The organism is Enterobacter asburiae (assembly GCF_024599655.1).
Classification (GTDB): domain Bacteria; phylum Pseudomonadota; class Gammaproteobacteria; order Enterobacterales; family Enterobacteriaceae; genus Enterobacter; species Enterobacter asburiae_D.
The window spans coordinates 2,971,786-2,992,765 of the sequence record NZ_CP102247.1 but is presented as its reverse complement, the minus strand read 5'-3'; the positions used below and the strand labels follow the sequence as shown (position 1 = coordinate 2,992,765).

General features: G+C 56.3%; 20 protein-coding genes. 15 read left to right on the top strand and 5 right to left on the bottom strand.

Annotated features, from left to right (window positions below; genetic code table 11):
* Positions 1 to 328: 328 nt before the first annotated feature.
* The 7 genes from astC (at position 329) to ves (ending at position 8,040) form a co-directional block, all read left to right on the top strand.
* Entirely contained in the window at positions 329 to 1,549 is a 1,221-nt protein-coding gene (gene astC, locus NQ230_RS14235) for a succinylornithine/acetylornithine transaminase (RefSeq protein ID WP_121423423.1), read from the top strand.
* Entirely contained in the window at positions 1,546 to 2,580 is a 1,035-nt protein-coding gene (astA, locus tag NQ230_RS14230) for an arginine N-succinyltransferase (protein WP_121423424.1), read from the top strand. The genes astC and astA overlap by 4 nt, the downstream gene beginning before the upstream one ends.
* The gene (gene astD / locus NQ230_RS14225; RefSeq protein ID WP_121423425.1) at positions 2,577 to 4,064 is read left to right on the top strand and encodes a succinylglutamate-semialdehyde dehydrogenase; all 1,488 of its coding nucleotides are present in this window, start codon (positions 2,577 to 2,579) and stop codon (positions 4,062 to 4,064) included. Before astA ends, astD begins: the two co-directional genes overlap by 4 nt.
* Positions 4,051 to 5,376: an N-succinylarginine dihydrolase gene (astB, locus tag NQ230_RS14220; RefSeq protein ID WP_121423426.1), complete on the top strand. Its 1,326-nt coding sequence runs from the start codon at positions 4,051 to 4,053 to the stop codon at positions 5,374 to 5,376. Before astD ends, astB begins: the two co-directional genes overlap by 14 nt.
* A 10-nt stretch (positions 5,377 to 5,386) precedes the next feature.
* Entirely contained in the window at positions 5,387 to 6,352 is a 966-nt protein-coding gene (gene astE / locus NQ230_RS14215; RefSeq protein ID WP_121423427.1) for a succinylglutamate desuccinylase, read from the top strand.
* 338 nt (positions 6,353 to 6,690) lie between these two features.
* Positions 6,691 to 7,185, top strand: coding sequence for an ATP-independent periplasmic protein-refolding chaperone Spy (gene spy, locus NQ230_RS14210; RefSeq protein WP_213821718.1), 495 nt, complete (start codon positions 6,691 to 6,693; stop codon positions 7,183 to 7,185).
* 297 nt (positions 7,186 to 7,482) lie between these two features.
* A complete protein-coding gene (gene ves / locus NQ230_RS14205) occupies positions 7,483 to 8,040 on the top strand; it encodes an environmental stress-induced protein Ves (RefSeq protein ID WP_257258044.1) in 558 nt (185 codons plus the stop codon).
* Here ves and cho read toward each other — a convergent pair.
* Both cho and nadE read right to left on the bottom strand, forming a co-directional pair.
* Entirely contained in the window at positions 8,018 to 8,908 is an 891-nt protein-coding gene (gene cho / locus NQ230_RS14200; protein ID WP_371745414.1) for an excinuclease Cho, read from the bottom strand. The two genes, ves and cho, sit on opposite strands and share 23 nt — an antisense overlap.
* A gap of 133 nt (positions 8,909 to 9,041) precedes the next feature.
* Positions 9,042 to 9,869: an NAD(+) synthase gene (gene nadE / locus NQ230_RS14195; protein WP_023335358.1), complete on the bottom strand. Its 828-nt coding sequence runs from the start codon at positions 9,867 to 9,869 to the stop codon at positions 9,042 to 9,044.
* Between the two features lie 232 nt (positions 9,870 to 10,101).
* Here nadE and osmE point away from each other — a divergent pair, with 232 nt between their 5' ends.
* From osmE to chbG, 7 genes are all read left to right on the top strand, one after another.
* Positions 10,102 to 10,446 carry an osmotically-inducible lipoprotein OsmE gene (osmE, locus tag NQ230_RS14190; RefSeq protein WP_010430142.1) on the top strand — a complete coding sequence of 115 codons (345 nt, stop codon included), beginning with the start codon at positions 10,102 to 10,104 and terminating at the stop codon, positions 10,444 to 10,446.
* A 281-nt stretch (positions 10,447 to 10,727) separates the two neighbouring features.
* Complete coding sequence (chbB, locus tag NQ230_RS14185) at positions 10,728 to 11,045, top strand: PTS N,N'-diacetylchitobiose transporter subunit IIB (protein ID WP_008500676.1); 318 nt, start codon at positions 10,728 to 10,730, stop codon at positions 11,043 to 11,045.
* 79 nt (positions 11,046 to 11,124) lie between these two features.
* Positions 11,125 to 12,483 carry a PTS N,N'-diacetylchitobiose transporter subunit IIC gene (gene chbC / locus NQ230_RS14180; protein ID WP_121423431.1) on the top strand — a complete coding sequence of 453 codons (1,359 nt, stop codon included), beginning with the start codon at positions 11,125 to 11,127 and terminating at the stop codon, positions 12,481 to 12,483.
* Between the two features lie 47 nt (positions 12,484 to 12,530).
* Complete coding sequence (gene chbA / locus NQ230_RS14175) at positions 12,531 to 12,878, top strand: PTS N,N'-diacetylchitobiose transporter subunit IIA (RefSeq protein WP_121423432.1); 348 nt, start codon at positions 12,531 to 12,533, stop codon at positions 12,876 to 12,878.
* Positions 12,879 to 12,907: 29 nt separating this feature from the next.
* A complete protein-coding gene (gene chbR / locus NQ230_RS14170) occupies positions 12,908 to 13,726 on the top strand; it encodes a transcriptional regulator ChbR (protein ID WP_047648049.1) in 819 nt (272 codons plus the stop codon).
* A gap of 109 nt (positions 13,727 to 13,835) precedes the next feature.
* On the top strand, positions 13,836 to 15,191 hold the full coding sequence (locus NQ230_RS14165; protein ID WP_257258042.1) for a 6-phospho-beta-glucosidase: 1,356 nt from the start codon (positions 13,836 to 13,838) through the stop codon (positions 15,189 to 15,191).
* A gap of 11 nt (positions 15,192 to 15,202) precedes the next feature.
* The gene (gene chbG / locus NQ230_RS14160; protein WP_121423433.1) at positions 15,203 to 15,952 is read left to right on the top strand and encodes a chitin disaccharide deacetylase; all 750 of its coding nucleotides are present in this window, start codon (positions 15,203 to 15,205) and stop codon (positions 15,950 to 15,952) included.
* Positions 15,953 to 16,075: 123 nt separating this feature from the next.
* Here the strand turns inward: chbG and katE are convergent, their stop codons facing one another.
* The gene (gene katE, locus NQ230_RS14155; RefSeq protein ID WP_257258041.1) at positions 16,076 to 18,325 is read right to left on the bottom strand and encodes a catalase HPII; all 2,250 of its coding nucleotides are present in this window, start codon (positions 18,323 to 18,325) and stop codon (positions 16,076 to 16,078) included.
* 203 nt (positions 18,326 to 18,528) lie between these two features.
* On the opposite strand from katE, the gene cedA reads away from it, so the two are divergent.
* Positions 18,529 to 18,768, top strand: coding sequence for a cell division activator CedA (cedA, locus tag NQ230_RS14150; RefSeq protein WP_008500668.1), 240 nt, complete (start codon positions 18,529 to 18,531; stop codon positions 18,766 to 18,768).
* Positions 18,769 to 18,816: 48 nt separating this feature from the next.
* Here the strand turns inward: cedA and NQ230_RS14145 are convergent, their stop codons facing one another.
* Positions 18,817 to 20,208, bottom strand: a complete 1,392-nt coding sequence (locus NQ230_RS14145; protein ID WP_029740442.1) for an L-cystine transporter — start codon at positions 20,206 to 20,208, stop codon at positions 18,817 to 18,819.
* Positions 20,209 to 20,335: 127 nt separating this feature from the next.
* Complete coding sequence (locus tag NQ230_RS14140; RefSeq protein WP_014883483.1) at positions 20,336 to 20,926, bottom strand: metal-dependent hydrolase; 591 nt, start codon at positions 20,924 to 20,926, stop codon at positions 20,336 to 20,338.
* Positions 20,927 to 20,980 lie beyond the last annotated feature (54 nt).

Below are 20,980 nucleotides of genomic sequence, written 5' to 3'. Positions count from 1 at the left end.
TATTTGCACCATTCTGACGCGCCTCGCCCTCAAACAGGGCGTAAATGACCGATAAATTTCGCGAGCGATCACAATTCCAGAATTATATTTGGCCTGTGCATACTCTTTCTGATTTTCATGCGGCAAAGCGCCGCTTGTCGTAAAAATATTCACTTTTTATGCACTAACAGTGAATAACTCCATATCGTAACTTGTTGATATTCTGTTACCCCAACCCGTTTATGCATTTTTATCGCTGGCTGGCACGAAGGCTGCAATCTACATTCACAGTGCAAACACTCAATTATTTAACATTCAAATAACTTTTTATTTACCGGATGAGGTCGCTATGTCTCTGTCAATTACGCGTGAAAATTTCGATGAATGGATGATGCCGGTTTACGCTCCGGCGGCTTTTATTCCGGTTCGTGGGGAAGGCTCGCGCCTGTGGGATCAGCAGGGTAAAGAGTATATCGACTTTGCAGGTGGGATTGCGGTCAACGCGCTGGGTCATGCGCACCCTGCGCTCCGTCAGGCGCTCAATGACCAGGCGTCGAAGTTCTGGCATACCGGCAACGGCTTTACCAACGAGCCTGCGCTGCGCCTGGCCAAAAAACTGATCGACGCGACGTTTGCCGAAAAAGTCTTTTTCTGTAACTCGGGGGCGGAAGCCAACGAAGCGGCGCTGAAGCTGGCGCGCAAATATGCGCACGATAAATTTGGTACCCATAAGAGCGGCATCGTGGCGTTTAAAAATGCCTTCCACGGGCGCACGCTCTTTACCGTCAGCGCGGGCGGCCAGCCTTCCTACTCGCAGGATTTCGCCCCGCTGCCGCCGGATATTCGCCACGGCATCTATAACGATCTGCAGTCCGCCAGCGAGCTGATTAACGACACCACCTGCGCGGTGATCGTCGAGCCGATGCAGGGCGAGGGCGGCGTGCTTCCGGCGCAAAAAGCCTTCCTGCAGGGGCTGCGCGAGCTGTGCGATCGCCACGACGCGGTCCTGATTTTCGACGAAGTACAGACCGGCGTGGGCCGCACCGGCGAGCTGTATGCCTATATGCACTACGGCGTGACGCCGGACGTGCTGTCGACCGCCAAAGCGCTGGGCGGCGGCTTCCCGATTGGGGCGATGCTGACCACCGATAAATTCGCCAGCGTGATGACCGTGGGCACCCATGGCACCACCTACGGCGGCAACCCGCTGGCAACCGCCGTCGCCGGCCAGGTTCTCGACATCATTAACACGCCTGAGGTGCTGAAGGGCGTTAAGCAGCGTCACGACTGGTTTGTCGAGCGCCTTAATGCCATCAACGGCAAAACGGGGCTGTTTAAAGAAATTCGCGGTCTGGGGCTGTTAATCGGCTGCGAGCTCACCGCCGAGTTTGCCGGGAAAGCTAAACTTATTTCACAGGAAGCGGCAAAAGTGGGCGTGATGGTGCTGATTGCCGGTGCCAACGTGGTGCGTTTCGCGCCTGCGCTGATCGTCAGCGAGGAAGAGGTGCAAACCGGTCTGGACCGTTTTGCGCTGGCGTGTGAAAAAGTGAAATCCGGGGTGTCATCATGATGGTCATCCGTCCCGTTGAGCGTGGCGATATCGCCGGGCTCATGCAGCTTGCCGGTAAGACGGGAGGCGGGCTGACCTCGCTTCCTGCCGATGAAAAAACGCTGTCGGCGCGCATTGAGCGCGCCCTGCAAACCTGGCAGGGGACGTTGCCAAAAAGCGAACAGGGGTATGTGTTCGTGCTGGAAGACACCGACACGGGGACCGTGGCCGGGATCTGCGCCATTGAAGTGGCCGTCGGGCTTAACGACCCGTGGTACAACTACCGCGTCGGCACTATGGTTCACGCCTCGAAAGAGCTGAACGTCTATAACGCGCTGCCCACGCTGTTTCTCTGCAATGACCACACGGGCGCCAGCGAGCTCTGCACGCTGTTCCTCGACCCGGCGTGGCGCAAAGAGGGCAACGGCTACCTGCTCTCCAAATCGCGCTTTATGTTTATGGCCGCCTTCCGCGATCGCTTTAACGAAAAAGTGGTCGCAGAGATGCGCGGCGTGATCGACGACACCGGCTACTCGCCGTTCTGGGAGAGCCTGGGCGAGCGCTTCTTCTCGATGGAGTTCAGCCGGGCGGACTATCTCTGCGGCACCGGCCAGAAAGCCTTTATTGCCGAGCTGATGCCGAAGCATCCTATCTATACCCATTTCCTCAGCCCGGAAGCGCAGGCGGTGATTGGCGAAGTCCATCCCCAGACCGCGCCCGCCCGCGCGGTGCTGGAGAAAGAGGGGTTCCGCTACCGGAACTATGTCGACATCTTTGACGGCGGCCCAACGCTTGAGTGCGACATCGACCGCGTGCGCGCGATCCGTAAAAGCCGTCTGGTTGAGGTCTCTGAAGGTCAGCCCGCGCCGGGTGACTGGCCCGCCTGTCTGGTGTCGAACGAAAATTACGCCAATTTCCGCGCCATGCTGGTGCGTACCAACCCGAAATGTGAACGTCTGGTGCTGACGGCTGCAGAACTGGATGCCCTGAAATGTAACGCCGGCGATACGGTTCGCCTGGTGCGTCTCTGCCCTGAGGAGAAAACAGCATGACATTATGGATTAACGGTGACTGGGTCACGGGCGAAGGCGAAGAGCGCGTAAAAACCAATCCGGTTGGAAAAGAGGTGCTCTGGAAGGGGCATGACGCCAGCATCGGGCAGGTAGAACAGGCCTGCCAGGCCGCTCGCCGCGCGTTTCCGGCGTGGGCAAAACAGCCTTTCGCCGTGCGCCAGGAAATTGTTGAAAAGTTTGCCGGGCTGCTGGAGGCAAACAAGGCCGAACTGACGCGCATCATCGCGTCTGAAACCAGTAAACCGCGCTGGGAAGCCACAACCGAAGTGACGGCGATGATCAACAAAATCGCCATTTCGATTAAGGCGTACCACACCCGCACCGGCGAACAGCATACCGACATGCCGGACGGCGCGGCCACGCTGCGCCACCGTCCGCACGGCGTGCTGGCGGTGTTTGGCCCGTATAACTTCCCGGGACACCTGCCGAATGGCCACATTGTGCCTGCGCTGCTGGCGGGCAATACCGTTATTTTCAAACCGAGCGAGCTCACGCCATTCACCGGCGAGGCGGTGGTTAAGCTGTGGGAACAGGCTGGCCTGCCGCCGGGCGTGCTGAACCTGGTGCAGGGCGGGCGGGAAACCGGTCAGGCGCTGAGCGCGCTGAGCGATATCGACGGCCTGCTGTTCACCGGCAGCGCCGGTACGGGCTATCAGCTGCACCGCCAGCTGGCGGGGCAGCCGGAGAAAATTCTGGCGCTGGAGATGGGCGGCAACAACCCGCTGATTGTGGAAGATCCTGACGATATCGACGCCGCGGTGCACCTGACGATTCAGTCCGCCTTTATCACCGCCGGACAGCGCTGTACCTGCTCCCGCCGCCTGCTGGTCAAGCGCGGCGCGCAGGGGGATGCCTTCCTGAAGCGTCTGGTAGAAGTGAGCGCGCGTCTGGTGCCTGCCGCGTGGGATGCTGACCCGCAGCCGTTTATCGGCGGGCTGATTTCCGAACAGGCCGCGCTGAACGTGCTGAAGGCCTGGCAGAACCACGTCGCGCGCGGCGCGAAAACCCTGCTGGAGCCGAAGCAGGTTCAGCCGGGTGCCTCGCTGCTGACGCCGGGCATCGTGGAGATGAGCGGCGCGAGCAACGTGCCGGATGAAGAGGTCTTTGGCCCGCTGCTGTGCGTCTGGCGCTATGACGATTTCGATGCGGCCATTGCGATGGCGAATAACACCCGCTATGGCCTGTCGAGCGGGCTGATCTCACCGCATCGCGAGAAGTTTGACCAACTGCTGCTGGAAGCGCGCGCCGGGATTGTAAACTGGAATAAACCGCTGACCGGCGCGGCAAGCACCGCGCCGTTCGGCGGCGTGGGCGCGTCGGGCAACCATCGCGCCAGCGCGTGGTATGCCGCCGATTACTGCGCGTGGCCGATGGCGAGCCTGGAAACCCCGGCGCTGACGCTGCCGGAGACGCTTAATCCGGGGCTGGATTTTACCGGAGGGGATCGTCATGAAAGCGCGTGAGGTTAACTTTGACGGGCTGGTGGGGCTGACGCACCACTATGCCGGTCTCTCTTTTGGGAATGAAGCCTCGACGAAGCACCGTTTTCAGGTCTCGAACCCGAAGCTGGCGGCGAAGCAGGGGCTGCTAAAAATGAAGGCGCTGGCGGATGCCGGTTTCCCGCAGGCGGTGATCCCGCCGCAGGAACGACCGAACGTGGCAGTCCTTCGTCAGCTCGGTTTTAGCGGTACTGATGAGCAGGTGGTTGAAAAAGCGGGTACGCAGACGCCGCACCTGCTCTCCGCGGCAAGCTCTGCCTCTTCTATGTGGGTGGCAAACGCCGCGACCGTCGCGCCGTCAGCCGACACGCTGGATGGCAAAGTTCATCTGACGGTGGCGAACCTGAACAATAAATTCCACCGCGCCACCGAAGCGGAAACCACCGAGCGCGTGCTGCGCGCCATTTTCAACCATGACGCCCATTTCGAGGTGCATCAGGCCCTGCCGCAGGTGGCGATGTTTGGCGACGAAGGCGCGGCCAACCATAACCGCCTGGGGGGCGACTATGGCGACCCGAGCCTGCAGCTGTTTATCTACGGGCGAGAAGAGGGGGGCCACGCCGCGCCAACCCGTTATCCTGCTCGTCAGACGCTGGCGGCCAGCCAGGCGGTTGCCCGCCTGAACCAGGTCAATCCTTCCCAGGTGATTTTTGCCCAGCAAAACCCGCATGTGATCGATCAGGGCGTGTTCCATAACGACGTGATTGCCGTCTCTAACCGCCAGGTGCTGTTCTGCCACGAGCAGGCGTTTGCCCATCAGGAGACGCTGCTCGCCACGCTGCATGAGCGCGTACGCGGCTTCACGCCAATCCAGGTGCCCACGGAGGCGGTGAGCGTGCAGGACGCGGTAGAAACGTATCTGTTCAATAGCCAGCTGCTCAGCCGTGACGATGGCAGCATGATGCTGGTCCTGCCGCAGGAGTCCCGGGATCACAAAGGCGTGTGGCGCTACCTGACGGAGCTGGTCAAGGCCGATAACCCGATTGACGAGCTGCGCGTGTTTGACCTGCGCGAAAGCATGGCCAACGGCGGTGGTCCAGCCTGTTTGCGTCTGCGCGTGGTCTTGACCCAGGACGAAATGCAGGCAGTGAACCCAGCGGTCATGATGAACGATACGCTCTTTACGCGGCTGAATGACTGGGTCGATCGCTACTATCGCGATCGTCTGACGCAAGCGGATCTGGTTGACCCGCAGCTTCTGCGTGAAGGGCGCGAGGCGCTGGACGCGTTATCGACAATCCTGCAGCTGGGATCGGTTTACCCGTTCCAGCGCTAAAGGAGTGGATATGGACAATTTACTGGCGCTGACCCTGGCCGATGAGACGCCGGAACAGAAAGAGGGGGACGGCCCCTCATTTCGCTGGCGGTGGCTGGGGCGCGGGGTGCTTGAGCTGACGCCGACCGTAAAAAGCGATCTCTCGCTGCTGCTTTCAACGGGTATCCACGGGAATGAAACCGCGCCCGTTGAGATTGTTGATATGCTGCTGCGTGCGCTGTACCGCAATGAGATCGCCCTGAAGTGCCGCGTGCTGGTGGTGCTCGGCAATCCCCCTGCGCTGGCGCAAAACAAACGGTATCTGGTGAGCGACATTAACCGCATGTTCGGCGGCCGCTGGTCGCAGTTTCCTCAGAGCGATGAAACGGCGCGGGCAGAGTGGCTGGAGAACGTCGTTACCGCGTTTTTTGCCGCCGCGGGACCGGCGCGCTGGCATCTGGATCTGCATACGGCAATCCGCGCGTCCTACCACGTTCGCTTCGGCGTTCTGCCGCAGCGCAGTCAGCCGTGGGATGAAGCGTTCCTGAGCTGGCTGGGTGACGCCGGGCTGGAGGCGCTGGTGTTTCATCAGTCGCCGGGCGGAACGTTTACCCATTTCACCTGTGAACGTTTCGCTGCGCTGGCCTGCACGCTGGAGCTGGGAAAAGCGCTACCGTTTGGCCAGAACGATCTGACCCGCTTTGCGCCTACGCATCTCGCCCTTCGGGCGCTGCTGGGAGGAAAGGCTCCCGAGCACACGCATCAGCCCGTTGAGCGCTATCGTGTCGTACAGCAGATCACGCGCCGCAGCGATGCTTTCCTGCTCCACATGGCCGCGCACACCCTGAACTTCACCCCGTTCCGCAAAGGGGCGCTGCTGGCTGAGGATGGCGAGGAACGTTACGAGGTGCAGAAAACCACCGAGTATGTCTTATTCCCTAACCCCACCGTCGCGTTTGGCCTGCGGGCCGGGCTGATGCTGGAAAAAATATCCTGAACCTTTCCCCTCTCATCATCCGGGAGGGGGAAGCAAAAAACTTTTCTTAACGATTAAAGCGCTTGCGCTTGTTTTGCAGAATATTCCTGGTGAATTGCTTTATTATTGATCTGCACTTCGCTATACTTCTGCTAAATTTCTTTAAAATCATCGCATTGAATATTTTTTGTTGCAACTCTCCACGCTTTATCCTTATTTCCTCCACATTTGACGAAAATTTGTTTTTTACACTTTCATTGTTTTACCGTTGCTCTGACTAATTGACGATAAACCCCGTAAAGTTAATCTCGTCAACACGGCATAGCGCCGAAGAATAACTGAAAGAAAGGAAATAAATTATGCGTAAGTTTACTGCACTGTTTGTTGCTTCTACCCTGGCTCTGGGCGCTACCAGCATGGCGTTCGCCGCAGATACTGCGACCACTACGACTGCCGCGCCTGCTGAAGGCAAAATGATGATGCATCATAAAGGTCCGGGTATGCACAACGAGATGATGATGTTTAAGGATCTCAACCTGACGGATGCGCAGAAGCAGCAGATCCGCGACATCAGAAAAGGTGAACGCGACCAGATGAAACGTCCTCCGCTTGAAGAGCGCCGTGCGATGCATGACATCATCGCCAGCGACAGCTTCGATAAGGCGAAAGCCGAAGCGCAGATCGACAAAATGGCCGAGCAGCACAAAGCGCGCATGCTGGCTCACATGGAAACCCAGAACAAGATCTACAACATTCTGACTCCGGAACAGAAAAAACAATTTAATGCGAATTTTGAGAAGCGTCTGACAGAACGTCCGGCGATGAAAGGTAAAATGCCAGCACCAACCGAATAATCGGTTCACACTCTTAAGACCGCCGGGATCCTGTCCACAAAAGCGCAACCGCTGTGGACAGGACCGGCGGTTTTTCTTTCCTGCCCTCTTGCCTGCCGCCGCCAGCGCGGTATCCTCCTGTAGTTGCTTCAGAGAATGTTTGCAGAGTCATGGCGTTAGAATTTTTATTAACGTTCCGCTAAGGCCTGTCCGCTCTGCTGCCGATACTGTTTCTGTGAATACCCAACGATAACAAACAAGACAGCAACGATAGCGATATCCTTGCCCTGGCACGGGTTGTGCCATTCAGGAGTGGTGATGGAGTTCTTTGATATCCGTAAGATGCCGGTCAGCCTCTGGCGCAATGGTGCTGGCGAAACGCGTGAGATTTGCTGCTTCCCTCCCGCGACGCGCGATTTTCACTGGCGTGCCAGTATCGCGACTATCGCCAGCAACGGCGAATTCTCCTCGTTTCCCGGTGTCGATCGGGTGATTACCCTGCTGGAAGGGGGAGAGGTGACGCTGGATGCGGGCCAGGCGTTCTTCCATACCCTGAAGCATCATCAGCCCTACAGTTTTGCCGGCGATTTGCCGGTGAAAGCGCTGCTTTGTGATGGGCGGATGGCGATGGACTTTAACATCATGACCCGGCGCGACTGCTGCCAGGCGAAGGTGCGCGTTGCTGACCGAACCTTTACCACCTTTGGCTCACGCGGGGGCGTGGCGTTTGTGCTGAGCGGGGCGTGGCAGCTGGGGGATAAACTGCTGACGGCCGATCAGGGCGCCAGCTGGGAGGAGGGGGCCCATACGCTGCGTCTGCTGGAGGCTCAGGGCACCTTATTGTTCAGCGAAATCACGTGGCTGCCGGGTCATTGAGCACAACTATCTCAAACTTTCCGGCCAGGACCGGTTTACAGAGGATTTTGTAGCCATCGTGGTCAAATCCGGCTGGCGTGCGCAGCAGGGTAGCCGCATCGCTGATGTCGTCGACGGCGCCCAGCCAGAGCCAGTTGTTGACGATGTGATACTGGGTCATTGCCTCGCCCACTTCTTTTAGCGCAACGGCGCTTTCCCACGGCCAGCAGTTTACGCTAATGGCCGCCAGACCGCTAAGGAGCCTGGCGTGATGCGCCTCAACGCTCTCTTTCCCGCAGCAGGCACCAGCGCAGCGCTTCAACGCGGATCGAAAACAGGCGCGTCCGCGGGTGGTTGCCTCCAGACCCAAAAGGCTGTAGCAAAGCTGTCGCTCGTCCGCCAGCGTTTGCAGCGCCTGGAGTGCGGCGCGCTTATTGGCGAACAGCCCATAGAGATTCGGGGCATGAGAAAAATCGACGTCGCGCGCGTAGACGACCTGCGGCTTGCCATCGTTGATCTGCAGGGAGCAGAGCTGACGGTTGCGGCGCAGGCGCTTATTGAACAGCGGCTGTTGTTCTTTTATCAACCGCGCCTCCAGCAGCAGCGCGCCCATTTCTCCCGCCGTCTGGAACCAGGTAATGCGTCGCGACTGGCGCAGCATGGCGGCCTCGTCCGGCGTACGAAGATGGGATAACACCCGGCTGCGAATGTTCACGCTCTTGCCGATATAAAGCGGCAGGGTGTCGCTTACGCCGTGAAAGATGTACACGCCCGGCTGTTTAGGCAGCGCCTCAAGCCAGGGGCGAAGGTGTTCGGGATATTCGTAGATAGCCGCCGCTTCAAACTCAAGACGCGGGGCGGATTGACGCCTGCTCACATACTGCTCCATATACTGTTCAGGTATACAGTGTAGCAGAGACGGTTTGGTTAAAAAAGAGCCGGGTGGCGCTGCGCTTACCCGGCCTACAACAGCGCGAAACCGTAGGCCCTGCAAGCGAAGCGCCGCTGGGCAAAAATGTTGGCTATTTCTTCCAGAAGTCGTCAAACACCGTAATGGGCGTGTGGCGCTTGTGCTCGGTTTTCAGATACCAGCCTTCGATGATTTTCGCGGTACCTTCATCCAGCTTTTTACCTTCCAGATAATCATCAATGTTGTCATAGGTGACGCCAAGGGCCGCTTCATCCGGCAGGGAAGGGCGATCGTCTTCAAGGTCCGCCGTCGGCGCTTTCTTATAAAGATGCTCAGGACAGCCCAGCGCGGCGAGCAGCTGCTTACCCTGACGCTTGTTGAGACGGAAGATAGGGTTAATGTCGGTGCCGCCGTCGCCGTATTTGGTGAAGAAACCGGTGATCGCTTCTGCCGCATGGTCGGTGCCGACGACGACGCCTTTGGTCATCCCGGCGATACTGTACTGCGCTTTCATGCGCTCGCGGGCTTTCTCGTTGCCGCGGACAAAATCGCTCAGCTCAATGCCCGCTTCGCGAAGCGCCTGCTCGCTTGCCAGCACGGAGCCCTTAATATTCACGGTCAGCACGCGGTCAGGCTGAATAAAGGTAATCGCATCCTGGCAATCCTGCTCGTCCGCCTGTACGCCATAAGGAAGGCGCACCGCGATAAACTGCAGTGTCTCATCGCCCGTCTCTTCGCGAAGCTCTGAAATCGCCATCTGGCAGAGTTTACCGGTCAGGGTAGAATCCTGGCCGCCGCTGATGCCCAGCACCAGGGATTTCAGGAACGCGTTCTTTTTTAAGTACGACTTTAAAAAATCCACGCTGCGGCGGATCTCTTCATGTGCATCTACCGTAGGCTTCGCGCCCAGTGCCTGAATAATCTCTTGTTGCAGAGCCATCACGCCCTCCATATGCAGTACATAAACAGAATGTGTTAGCTGTTAAAACTAACCCTTTGGGCGAGAAACGACAAGGATCACAGTTTCGAGTGCGCTAATTTGCGCCGATTTAGCAGGTTATCGTTGTTTTATTAGAATTTTCCGAAATTCGTCTGGCGTAATTCACAAAGTTGAACAATAGTACTTTTTATCCCATGCTTAGATAACACGCTGATAAACAAGAGGACGGAATATGAACAAGAACGTAGCAGGAATTCTTAGCGCAGCGGCGGTACTGACTATGCTGGCAGGGTGTACGGCTTACGATCGCACCAAGGATCAGTTTACGCAGCCCGTAGTAAAAGACGTCAAAAAAGGGATGACCCGTTCGCAGGTGGCTGCGATTGCCGGTAAACCTTCTTCTGAAGTGACCATGATTCATGCGAAGGGAACCTGCCAGACCTATATCCTGGGTCAACGTGATGGTAAGGCAGAAACCTACTTCGTCGCCCTGGATGATACCGGTCATGTGATCAACTCCGGCTATCAGACCTGTGCTGAATACGACACCGATCCACAGGCACCTAAGGCGCAGTAACCCTGCTTGCCTGAAGATGTTAACAAACCGGCCCACGGGCCGGTTTTTTTATGTATCAGAAAATCTTATTTCTTTGCGCGAATTATTTGCCCGAAATGTGAAGGGAGTCAACAAGCCAGGTCAATGAGAGACAATTTGAGCCTATCCAGAATTATCCCCTGTCTGTACCATTGCGTATACTCACTCCAACGATAAACAACAGTACGCAAGCTACCTGTCTGCCGGGACAGCGAGTCGAGTGATAGCGCGATGGCAGGTAGTCATACAAGAGGGAAATCACGATGGAAAAGAAACATATCTACCTGTTCTGCTCAGCGGGCATGTCTACGTCGCTTCTGGTGTCAAAGATGCGTGCGCAGGCTGAAAAGTATGAAGTCCCTGTGGTGATTGAAGCGTTTCCAGAGACGCTGGCGGGCGAAAAAGGCCAGACAGCCGATGTCGTTTTACTGGGGCCGCAAATTGCCTATATGTTGCCCGAAATTCAACGACTGTTACCGAATAAACCGGTCGAAGTGATCGACTCGGGGCTGTACGGCAAGATTGATGGTTTAGGTGTTCTTAAAGCTGCTGTGGCAGCAATTAAAAAAGCTGCTAATTAATTTTTATTTTTCCCGTCAAAGAGTTATTTCACACACAATACGCCGTAACATGCGTTACGGCATTTAAGGGTATTTTCCTATGAGTAAAGTCATCGCTTCACTTGAAAAGGTACTCCTTCCTTTTGCTGTTAAAATAGGAAAGCAGCCTCACGTTAACGCCATCAAAAACGGCTTTATTAAATTAATGCCGTTGACGCTGGCCGGGGCCATGTTCGTTTTAATTAACAACGTTTTTCTGAGCTTTGGTGAAGGTTCCTTCTTTTATTCATTAGGAATTCGGTTAGACGCTTCCACTATTGAAACCCTTAATGGTTTTAAAGCCATCGGCGGCAACGTCTATAACGGTACGTTGGGGATTATGTCGCTGATGGCGCCTTTCTTTATTGGGATGGCACTGGCAGAAGAGCGTAAAGTGGATCCGCTGGCTGCCGGGTTATTATCCATCGCCGCTTTTATGACCGTGACGCCATATAGCGTGGGTGAAGCCTATGCCGTTGGCGCCAACTGGCTGGGTGGGGCCAACATCATCTCAGGTATTGTTATCGGCCTGGTGGTGGCAGAAATGTTCACCTTTATTATCCGTCGCAACTGGGTTATCCGCCTGCCGGATAGCGTACCGGCTTCCGTATCTCGTTCATTTTCCGCGTTGATTCCAGGCTTCATTATTCTCTCCATCATGGGGATTATCGCCTGGGCGCTCTCCCACTGGGGCACAAACTTCCACCAGATCATCATGGACTCTATCTCTACGCCGCTGGCGTCGATGGGTGGCGTGGTCGGTTGGGCGTATGTGATTTTCACCTCTCTGCTGTGGTTCTTTGGCGTGCATGGTTCACTGGCACTGGCCGCGCTGGACAGCGGAATTATGACCCCCTGGGCACTGGAAAACGTTGCGCTTTACCAGCAGTACGGCTCCGTTGACGCGGCGCTGGCAGCGGGTAAAACCTTCCATGTGTGGGCGAAGCCGATGCTTGACTCCTATATCTTCCTGGGCGGTACCGGGGCGACCTTGGGTCTGATCATCGCGGTCTTTATTGTCTCTCGTCGTGCCGACTATCGTCAGGTCGCGAAGCTGGCGCTGCCATCAGGCATCTTCCAGATTAACGAACCGATTCTGTTCGGTCTGCCAATCATCATGAACCCGGTAATGTTCATTCCGTTCATCCTGATTCAGCCGCTGCTGGCCGCCATTACCCTGACGGCGTATTACCTGGGCATTATTCCACCGGTCACCAACATTGCGCCGTGGACCATGCCGGCGGGCCTGGGTGCCTTCTTCAACACCAACGGCAGCGTCGCGGCCTTCCTGCTGGCGATATTCAACCTCGGGATTGCTACCCTGCTGTACATGCCGTTTGTGGCGATTGCCAACAAAGCAGCCACCATTATTGATGAAGAAGAGAGCGAAGAGGATATCGCCCTCTCACTGAAATTCTAAGATTGACCGGCGCGGGGAAGCCCGCGCCAGCCACAAGGAGCTTAAAAATGTTAGATTTGGATAGTATTGTCGCAGACGAAGCCGTCGAGAACGATCTCGAAGAAGTGGTGATGGGGCTTATCATCAACTCGGGACAGGCCCGAAGCCTGGCCTATGCCGCGCTGAAGCAGGCCAAGCAGGGGGATTTCGTCGCCGCGAAAACCATGATGGAACAGTCCCGCACGGCGCTCAACGAAGCGCACCTGGTGCAGACAAAGCTGATTGAAAGCGACCAGGGCGAAGGGAAGATGAAGGTCAGCCTGGTGCTGGTCCACGCGCAGGATCACCTGATGACCTCGATGCTGGCGCGTGAGCTGGTGGCGGAGCTCATTGAGCTTCACGAGAAAATGCACTAAGTCAGACTGAGTAGCAGGAGGTCAGCACGATGGAAATTAAAACCGCACTTGAGCAGCAGCTGTTTAACGGCAAAAATTTTCACGTGGTTATCTACAACAAAACGGAGAGCGCCAGTGGTCTGCACCAGCATGACTACTACGAATTCACGATTGTTCTGACCGGCCGCTACTACCAGGAGATCAACGGTAAGCGCGTCCTGCTTGAGCGAGGAGATTTTGTCTTCCTGCCGATGGGGTCTTATCACCAGAGCTTTTACGAATTTGGTGCCACCCGTATTCTGAATGTGGGCGTCAGCAGACGCTTCTTTGAGAAGCACTATCTGCCGCTGGTGCCGTTCTGCTTCGTGGCCTCCCAGGTCTATCGTGTCAAAAACGAGTTTATGACCTGGATTGAAACGGTTATCGCCTCGCTTAACTTCCGCGACAATGAATTTGATGAGTTTATTGAAACGGTGACCTTCTACGTGATGAACCGGCTGCGCCACCATCGTGAAGAGCAGCAGGTGACGGATGATATTCCGCAATGGCTGCGCGGCACCGTTGAGCTGATGCACGATAAAGGCCAGTTCAGCGAAAATGCGCTGGAAAATATGGTGTCCCTGTCGGGAAAATCCCAGGAATATCTGACCCGTGCGACGCAGCGCTATTATCGTAAAACACCCGTGCAAATTATTAATGAAATCCGCATTAATTTTGCCAAGAAACAGCTGGAAATTACCAACTACTCTGTTACCGATATTGCGTACGAGTCAGGATACAGCAGTCCCAGCCTGTTTATTAAGACCTTTAAGAAACTGACTTCATTCACACCGAACAGTTACCGGAAAAATTTAACGGTAATTAATTAACTTTCGGCGGATTACCCGCCACAAATATTGCTTTAATGGCTTGCCCAAATAGCGGGAAGAGTACGCTATACCTTGCAGGCGATTAACCTGATACGCTAAGGGAGATATTATGCAGAAGAAATTAAAAGTCGTAACCATTGGTGGCGGCAGCAGCTATACCCCGGAATTACTTGAAGGTTTCCTGAAACGTTATCATGAATTACCGGTCAGCGAATTATGGCTGGTGGACGTTGAGGAAGGCCAGGAGAAGCTGAATATTATTTTCGACCTGTGCAAGCGCATGGTGGAGAAAGCGGGCGTGCCTCTGACCGTGCATAAAACTCTGGACCGCCGTCTGGCGCTGAAAGATGCAGATTTCGTCACCACCCAACTGCGCGTGGGTCAGCTGAAAGCGCGAGAGCTGGACGAGCGTATTCCGCTGAGCCACGGCTATCTCGGGCAGGAAACTAACGGCGCGGGCGGCCTGTTCAAAGGTCTGCGTACCATTCCGGTGATTTTCGACATCGTCAAAGACGTGCAGGAGATCTGCCCGAACGCGTGGGTGATTAACTTTACCAACCCGGCCGGGATGGTGACCGAGGCGGTCTATCGTCATACCGGTTTCAAACGCTTTATCGGCGTCTGTAATATTCCGATCGGTATGAAGATGTTTATCCGCGACGTGCTGGCGCTGACCGACAGCGACGATCTCTCTATCGACCTGTTCGGCCTGAACCACATGGTGTTCATTAAAGACGTTATCGTGAACGGAAAATCGCGCTTTGCCGAACTGCTCGGCGGCGTGGCTTCCGGTCGCCTGACGGCGGCATCGGTGAAAAACATCTTTGACCTGCCGTTCAGCGAAGGGCTGATCCGCTCGCTGAACCTGCTGCCGTGCTCGTACCTGCTTTACTACTTCAAGCAGAAAGAGATGCTGGCCATCGAAATGGGCGAGTACTATAAGGGCGGCGCGCGCGCGCAGATCGTTCAGAAAGTCGAGAAGCAGCTGTTCGATTTGTATAAAGATCCGAACCTGAACGTCAAACCGAAAGAGCTGGAGCAGCGCGGCGGGGCCTACTACTCCGATGCGGCGTGCGAGGTGATTAACGCCATCTACAACGACAAGCAGGCGGAGCACTATGTCAACGTGCCGCACCACGGCCATATCGACAATATCCCGGCGGACTGGGCGGTTGAGATGACCTGCATCCTGGGACGCGATGGCGCTAAACCGCATCCACGCATCACCCATTTCGATGATAAGGTCATGGGCCTAATCCACACCATCAAAGGCTTTGAAGTGGCGGCAAGCAATGCGGCGCTGAGCGGCGAGCTCAATGACGTGCTTCTGGCGCTGAACCTTAGCCCGCTGGTGCATTCCGACCGCGATGCGGAGCAGCTGGCCAGTGAGATGATCCTGGCGCATGAAAAATGGTTGCCGAACTTTGCCGCCACGATCGAGAAGCTGAAGTTCAAACACCACTAAGAGGACGCGCAATGGAAAACCTGCTGATCGTTAATGCTGATGATTTTGGCCTCTCGAAAGGCCAGAACTACGGCATTATTGAAGCCTGTCGTCGGGGTGTTGTGACCTCTACCACGGCACTGGTGAATGGTGAGGCGGTTGAACACGCGGCGCAGCTGAGCCGCGAGGTGCCGGAGCTGAGCGTCGGCATGCATTTTGTGCTGACGCTCGGGATGCCGCTTTCGCCAATGCCGGGCCTGACGCGCGACGGACAGCTGGGCAAGTGGATTTGGGAACTGGCGGAGCAGGATGCTCTGCCGCTTGAAGAGATTGCCGGCGAGCTGGAGCGTCAGTTCAACCGCTTTGTTGATGTGTTTGGTAAGGCGCCGACGCACATCGACAGCCATCACCACGTGCACATGATCCCGGTGATTTTCCCGATTGTCGCGGAGTTTGCTCAGCGCAAAGGCGTGGCGATGCGCGTGGATCGTGAGGCGAGTGGTGTGCCCGCCTGCGACGTGACAACCACAGAGGGGTTCAGCAGCGCATTTTACGGCGACGAGATCGACGAAGCGCTGTTCCTGAAGGTGCTGGATGATTCCGCCGCGCGGGGGGAAAAGTCGCTGGAGGTCATGGCGCATCCTGCTTTTGTCGATAATACCGTGCGGAAAAGCGCCTACTGCTGGCCGCGTCTGGCGGAGCTGGACGTGCTGACGTCGGCGTCGCTGAAGTATGCGATTGCCGAGCGTGGGTATCGGTTGGGGACGTTTGGGGATCTGTAAGAGGTGCCGGGTGGCGAGGTAAAAGCAAAACGGTAACCTGGGTTACCGTTTTTATTGTTTTCTCCCTCTCCCGTGGGAGAGGGGCGGGGTGAGGGCATCAGGCCGCACAACCGGGAATGGTTTTTACGCCGGGATCAGGTCAATCTTACTGCTGCGTGACCAGACGCGGTGCGCCGCGAGCAAATCAAACAGCTTCGTCATAAACGCATCGTCAACATTGTCGCCCTCGACAATACCGTCCTCACCCTGATCGGCCACCTTCAGTTGCGCCTTAAACCGTCGCGCGTCGCCGGACAGCGCGATCAGTTTAAGGTGCTTATAGGCTTCCAGCAGATAATACACGGCGTCACCGTTATTCAGCAGGCTGTCAATATCCCCGCACGGCACAATCACCGCATCGACGGTCAGCGATGGCGCCCCGGCAAAGGTTGCCGCCACCGGCAGCACGGAGCCGTCATCGGCGGTCACTTCCCCCATGCGGGAATAAAGCAGTTTCGCATGCACGCCCTGGGTTTTCAGCGCCTGCATGATCCCCAGCACGTCGCTGGCGCGGGTGTTGTCGTTCAGCAGGATGGCGACCACGCGGCCTTTAATCGAGCCACCCGGCACGGCATACAGGCTCAGGGACGGATCTTTCTTCACGCCGTTAACCTCTTTCGGCGGCGCAAGATTACGCTGCTCATCGGTCAGCGTAATACCCAGGTTATCCGCAACGCTCTGGGCGAGCTGAATATCAATGCGCGCCAGCTGATCGACCACCCGCTCGCGAATGTAGGTACGCACCACTTTACTCAGCTCAAAGCTGAAGCCGCCGATAATGTGCTGTTGCTCAATCGGCGTCTGGCTGTTCCAGAACAGGCGAGGGTGGGCGTAATACTCGCCGAACGACGGGCTGCGCTCGCGAATTTTGTTGCCGTCGATACGCTCCTGGTACGATTCGAATCCACCGCGTTTCGGCCCGGGAGGGGTTTCACGCGGCCAGTTATCGTTGATGGAGTTCGGCTCATAGTTAGCCGGGTTGGTATCAATATCCTGACGGTGCATCCCGTCGCGCTGGAAGTTGTGGTACGGGCAGGTTGGGCGGTTAATTGGAATTTCGTGGAAGTTCGGTCCGCCAAGACGGCTGATCTGCGTATCGGTATACGAGAACAAACGTCCCTGCAAGAGCGGATCGTTGGTGAAATCCAGCCCCGGTACGATATGCCCAGGGTGGAACGCGACCTGTTCGTTCTCGGCAAAGAAGTTATCCGGGTTACGGTTGAGCACCATTTTACCCACCAGCTGAACCGGCACCAGCTCTTCCGGGATCAGCTTCGTCGGGTCAAGAAGATCGAAATCAAACTTAAATTCGTCCTCTTCCGGTATGAGCTGCAGGCCCAGTTCGTATTCCGGGAAGTCGCCCGCTTCAATGGACTCCCACAGCTCGCGGCGATGGAAGTCCGGATCGCGCCCGGTCAGCTTCTGCGCCTCGTCCCATACCAGCGAGGCTTTACCCGCCACCGGCTTCCAGTGGAAGCGCACAAACGTGGCTTTACCCTCGGCGTTGATCAGACGGAAGGTGTGGATGCCAAACCCTTCCATGGTGCGATAGCTGCGCGGAATGCCGCGGTCTGACATCGCCCACATCACGTTGTGTAAGGTTTCAGGCTGCAGGGAGACGTAGTCCCAGAAGGTGTCGTGCGCACTTTGTCCCTGCGGTATGGCCCAGTGGGGCTCCGGTTTTACCGCATGGACAAAGTCAGGAAATTTATGCGCGTCCTGAATGAAGAACACCGGGGTGTTATTGCCCACCAGATCGAAAATACCCTCTTCGGTATAAAACTTGGTGGCAAAGCCGCGGATATCCCGAACCGTATCTGCCGAACCGGCGCCGCCCTGTACGGTGGAGAAGCGCACAAATACCGGAGTGATTTTGTCCGGGTCGGAGAGGAAGTCCGCTTTGGTGATCGCTTTCAGGCTCTTGTATGGCTGGAAGTAGCCGTGCGCAGCGGAACCGCGCGCGTGAACGATGCGTTCCGGAATGCGCTCATGGTCGAAATGGGTGATTTTTTCCCGCAGGATAAAGTCTTCCAGCAGGGTTGGCCCGCGCGCGCCTGCGCGAAGGGAGTTCTGATCGTCAGCAATGCGCACGCCCTGATTGGTGGTGAGCGCAAAACCTTCGCCGCCTTTACGGTGTGGCTCAAGCGATTTCAGCTTCTCGTTTCCCGTGTCCGGCGATTTCACGCTTCCCGGCGCGGTAGGCTGTTCGCCCGGTGCGGAAGGGCCAGGGGAGGGGCGGTGAGAGCCGTCAGCAGGGGCGAGAGAGTCCATACCCGGTTGAGATTCCTCAGTGCCATGAATCGGTGATTGATGTGTTTTATCTTTGTTCGACATTGCACGCTTCTCCTTTATCCATTGCTAAAAACCCTATTAAGGATAGAACAATGTCGCGAGATGGCTCGCGAACTAAGAGTTTTCACATGCCGTCATTAGCGAAAGGAGCCATCCCACCCACTCGGAGCGCGACGGAAGGCAGCAGGATCGGCTATCATAGAATTTTCCTGCTTCAAGAATTTGCTTTAGTGAACCAGTCGCTTATGAAACCTCTTCGTCAACAAAACCGCCAGGTTATTAGCTATGTGCCCCGCGTTGAGCCCGCGCCGCCTGACCATGCCCTGAAAGTGGAGGGTTTTCGCGATGTCTGGCAGCTGCGGGGGAAATATGTGGCCTTTGTGCTGATCGGCGAACACTTCCGTCGTTCACCCACGTTTACGGTGCCGGAATCGGCGCAGCGGTGGGCGATGCAGATCCGCCAGGATGAAGAGGTTGAAGAATAACAGCCATAAAAAAACCGCCATCAGGCGGTTTTTTTATTTCTAAAGTGATTAACGGTGCGCCAGCTCGGCGTCGTCTTCACTTTCCAGAATCGCTTTGTCGGTCTGCTTCAGCCACTGGCTGGTCAGCGTACCGGCGGTCATGGAGCCGCTCACGTTCAGCGCGGTACGACCCATGTCGATCAGCGGCTCAACGGAGATCAGCAGCGCGACCAGCGTCACGGGGAGACCCAGCGCAGGCAGCACAATCAGCGCGGCGAAGGTTGCACCGCCGCCAACACCCGCAACGCCTGCGGAGCTTATGGTAACAATCCCGACCAGCGTGGCAATCCAAACCGGATCCAGCGGGTTGATACCCACGGTTGGCGCAACCATCACCGCCAGCATCGCCGGGTACAGACCCGCACAGCCGTTCTGACCAATGGTGGCACCAAAGGAGGCAGAGAAGCTGGCGATGGATTCAGGCACGCCCAGACGACGGGTTTGCGCTTCAACGTTCAGCGGAATAGAGGCTGCGCTGGAACGGCTGGTGAAGGCGAAGGTCAGCACAGGCCAGACTTTACGGAAGTATTTCAGCGGGCTGACGCCGTTCACGCCCAGCAGGATGCCGTGCACCACGAACATAATGCCCAGGCCCAGATAAGAGGCGACAACGAAGCTGCCCAGCTTAATGATGTCCTGCAGGTTAGAGCCGGCAACCACTTTGGTCATCAGCGCCAGCACGCCGTAAGGGGTGAGCTGCATGACCAGACGAACCAGCTTCATCACCCAGCTTTGCAGGGTGTCAATCGCGGTCAGCACGCGTTCGCCTTTTGGCGCGTCGTCCTTCAGCAGCTTCAGCGCCGCTACGCCCAGGAACGCGGCGAAAATAACCACGCTGATGATCGAGGTTGGGCTCGCACCGGTCAGGTCAGCAAACGGGTTCTTCGGAATGAAGGAGAGCACCATCTGCGGCACGGTCAGGTCAGCCACTTTACCCACGTAGTTGGTTTGAATCGCGGTAAGACGCGCCGTTTCAGCGGTACCCTGAACCAGACCTTCTGCGGTCAGGCCAAACAGGTTGGTGACCAGCACACCCACCAGCGCGGCAATCAGCGTGGTGAACAGCAGCGTACCAATGGTCAGGAAACTGATTTTTCCCAGCTGAGTGGCGTTATGCAGGCGGGCCACGGCGCTCAGAATAGAGGCGAACACCAGCGGCATAACGATCATCTGCAGCAGCTGGACATAGCCGTTACCGACGATGTTGAACCACTGAATAGAGTCTTTCAGAACTGGATTATCGGAGCCATAAATTGCCTGTAATGCCAGACCAAATACGACACCCATGGCCAGACCAACCAGCACTTTTTTCGCCAGGCTCCACTGTTTGTGGCGCGCCTGCGCGAGAAGCAATAGCAATACAACGAACACAACGACGTTCGCGATGAGTGGAAAATTCATCCCCGTTCTCCTGATTTATTATTGGGTCGGTTTTTACCGATCCTGTTGGCGGAAGGTTAGCAGAAGTGTGATGTAGCGCTTATATCCAAATGGAATGGGTTATGACAAATGAGATAATTTTGTTGGTTTACTGTTCAATCTGGTGATGAATAAAGCGATTAAACTGAAATTGCAGCGAATTAATCATCTGGGATGACCAGCGAACTGCACTGTTTTCGGGCAAGGTTTGCGGCATCCAGACGGCGTAAGCAAACAGCGCCATGCACAATACGCGCTCAAGCTGGTTTCCTTTCTGCGGGGCGAGGATGGGAAAACGGAAGCGCCAGCGGCAGGGCCAAAGCAGCGGCACGCCCGCAGGCGTCAGCATATCGGCGAGAATATGGCTTAAATAGCCCAGCACCATCCCCTGGATGGCATCGGCGGGGACTATCCAGCTTTCGGGCACCTTTAAATAGAAAAGCGTCAGCAGGCCAAATACGGCCAGCAGGCTGTGCGTAAACCCCCGGTGGCCGAACGCGCGGGCGATGGGTTTCGACACCCACTTCAGGCGTTGCCCGAGGAAGGATTTGGGATGGTCAATGTCGGGCAGCAGACAGGTCAATACGGCGGAAGGGACAATATGCCACCAGTCCCCCTGTGCCAGCACGGGGGTGAGTTCAGCGTTTTTGGCAAATACCGCGCACGCAATAGAAAAAAGCAGGTGGCCTTCCGCCGTCATGATAAAACCCACAAAACTGTCAATTCATACAGTATAGGGTTTTTATACAGTAGG

Coding starts and splice junctions, on each gene's coding strand:
- astC (WP_121423423.1), top strand. CDS start 329: ATGTCTCTGTCAATTACGCGTGAAAATTTCGATGAATGGATGATGCCG.
- astA (WP_121423424.1), top strand. CDS start 1,546: ATGATGGTCATCCGTCCCGTTGAGCGTGGCGATATCGCCGGGCTCATG.
- astD (WP_121423425.1), top strand. CDS start 2,577: ATGACATTATGGATTAACGGTGACTGGGTCACGGGCGAAGGCGAAGAG.
- astB (WP_121423426.1), top strand. CDS start 4,051: ATGAAAGCGCGTGAGGTTAACTTTGACGGGCTGGTGGGGCTGACGCAC.
- astE (WP_121423427.1), top strand. CDS start 5,387: ATGGACAATTTACTGGCGCTGACCCTGGCCGATGAGACGCCGGAACAG.
- spy (WP_213821718.1), top strand. CDS start 6,691: ATGCGTAAGTTTACTGCACTGTTTGTTGCTTCTACCCTGGCTCTGGGC.
- ves (WP_257258044.1), top strand. CDS start 7,483: ATGGAGTTCTTTGATATCCGTAAGATGCCGGTCAGCCTCTGGCGCAAT.
- cho (WP_371745414.1), bottom strand. CDS start 8,908: ATGGAGCAGTATGTGAGCAGGCGTCAATCCGCCCCGCGTCTTGAGTTT.
- nadE (WP_023335358.1), bottom strand. CDS start 9,869: ATGGCTCTGCAACAAGAGATTATTCAGGCACTGGGCGCGAAGCCTACG.
- osmE (WP_010430142.1), top strand. CDS start 10,102: ATGAACAAGAACGTAGCAGGAATTCTTAGCGCAGCGGCGGTACTGACT.
- chbB (WP_008500676.1), top strand. CDS start 10,728: ATGGAAAAGAAACATATCTACCTGTTCTGCTCAGCGGGCATGTCTACG.
- chbC (WP_121423431.1), top strand. CDS start 11,125: ATGAGTAAAGTCATCGCTTCACTTGAAAAGGTACTCCTTCCTTTTGCT.
- chbA (WP_121423432.1), top strand. CDS start 12,531: ATGTTAGATTTGGATAGTATTGTCGCAGACGAAGCCGTCGAGAACGAT.
- chbR (WP_047648049.1), top strand. CDS start 12,908: ATGGAAATTAAAACCGCACTTGAGCAGCAGCTGTTTAACGGCAAAAAT.
- NQ230_RS14165 (WP_257258042.1), top strand. CDS start 13,836: ATGCAGAAGAAATTAAAAGTCGTAACCATTGGTGGCGGCAGCAGCTAT.
- chbG (WP_121423433.1), top strand. CDS start 15,203: ATGGAAAACCTGCTGATCGTTAATGCTGATGATTTTGGCCTCTCGAAA.
- katE (WP_257258041.1), bottom strand. CDS start 18,325: ATGTCGAACAAAGATAAAACACATCAATCACCGATTCATGGCACTGAG.
- cedA (WP_008500668.1), top strand. CDS start 18,529: ATGAAACCTCTTCGTCAACAAAACCGCCAGGTTATTAGCTATGTGCCC.
- NQ230_RS14145 (WP_029740442.1), bottom strand. CDS start 20,208: ATGAATTTTCCACTCATCGCGAACGTCGTTGTGTTCGTTGTATTGCTA.
- NQ230_RS14140 (WP_014883483.1), bottom strand. CDS start 20,926: ATGACGGCGGAAGGCCACCTGCTTTTTTCTATTGCGTGCGCGGTATTT.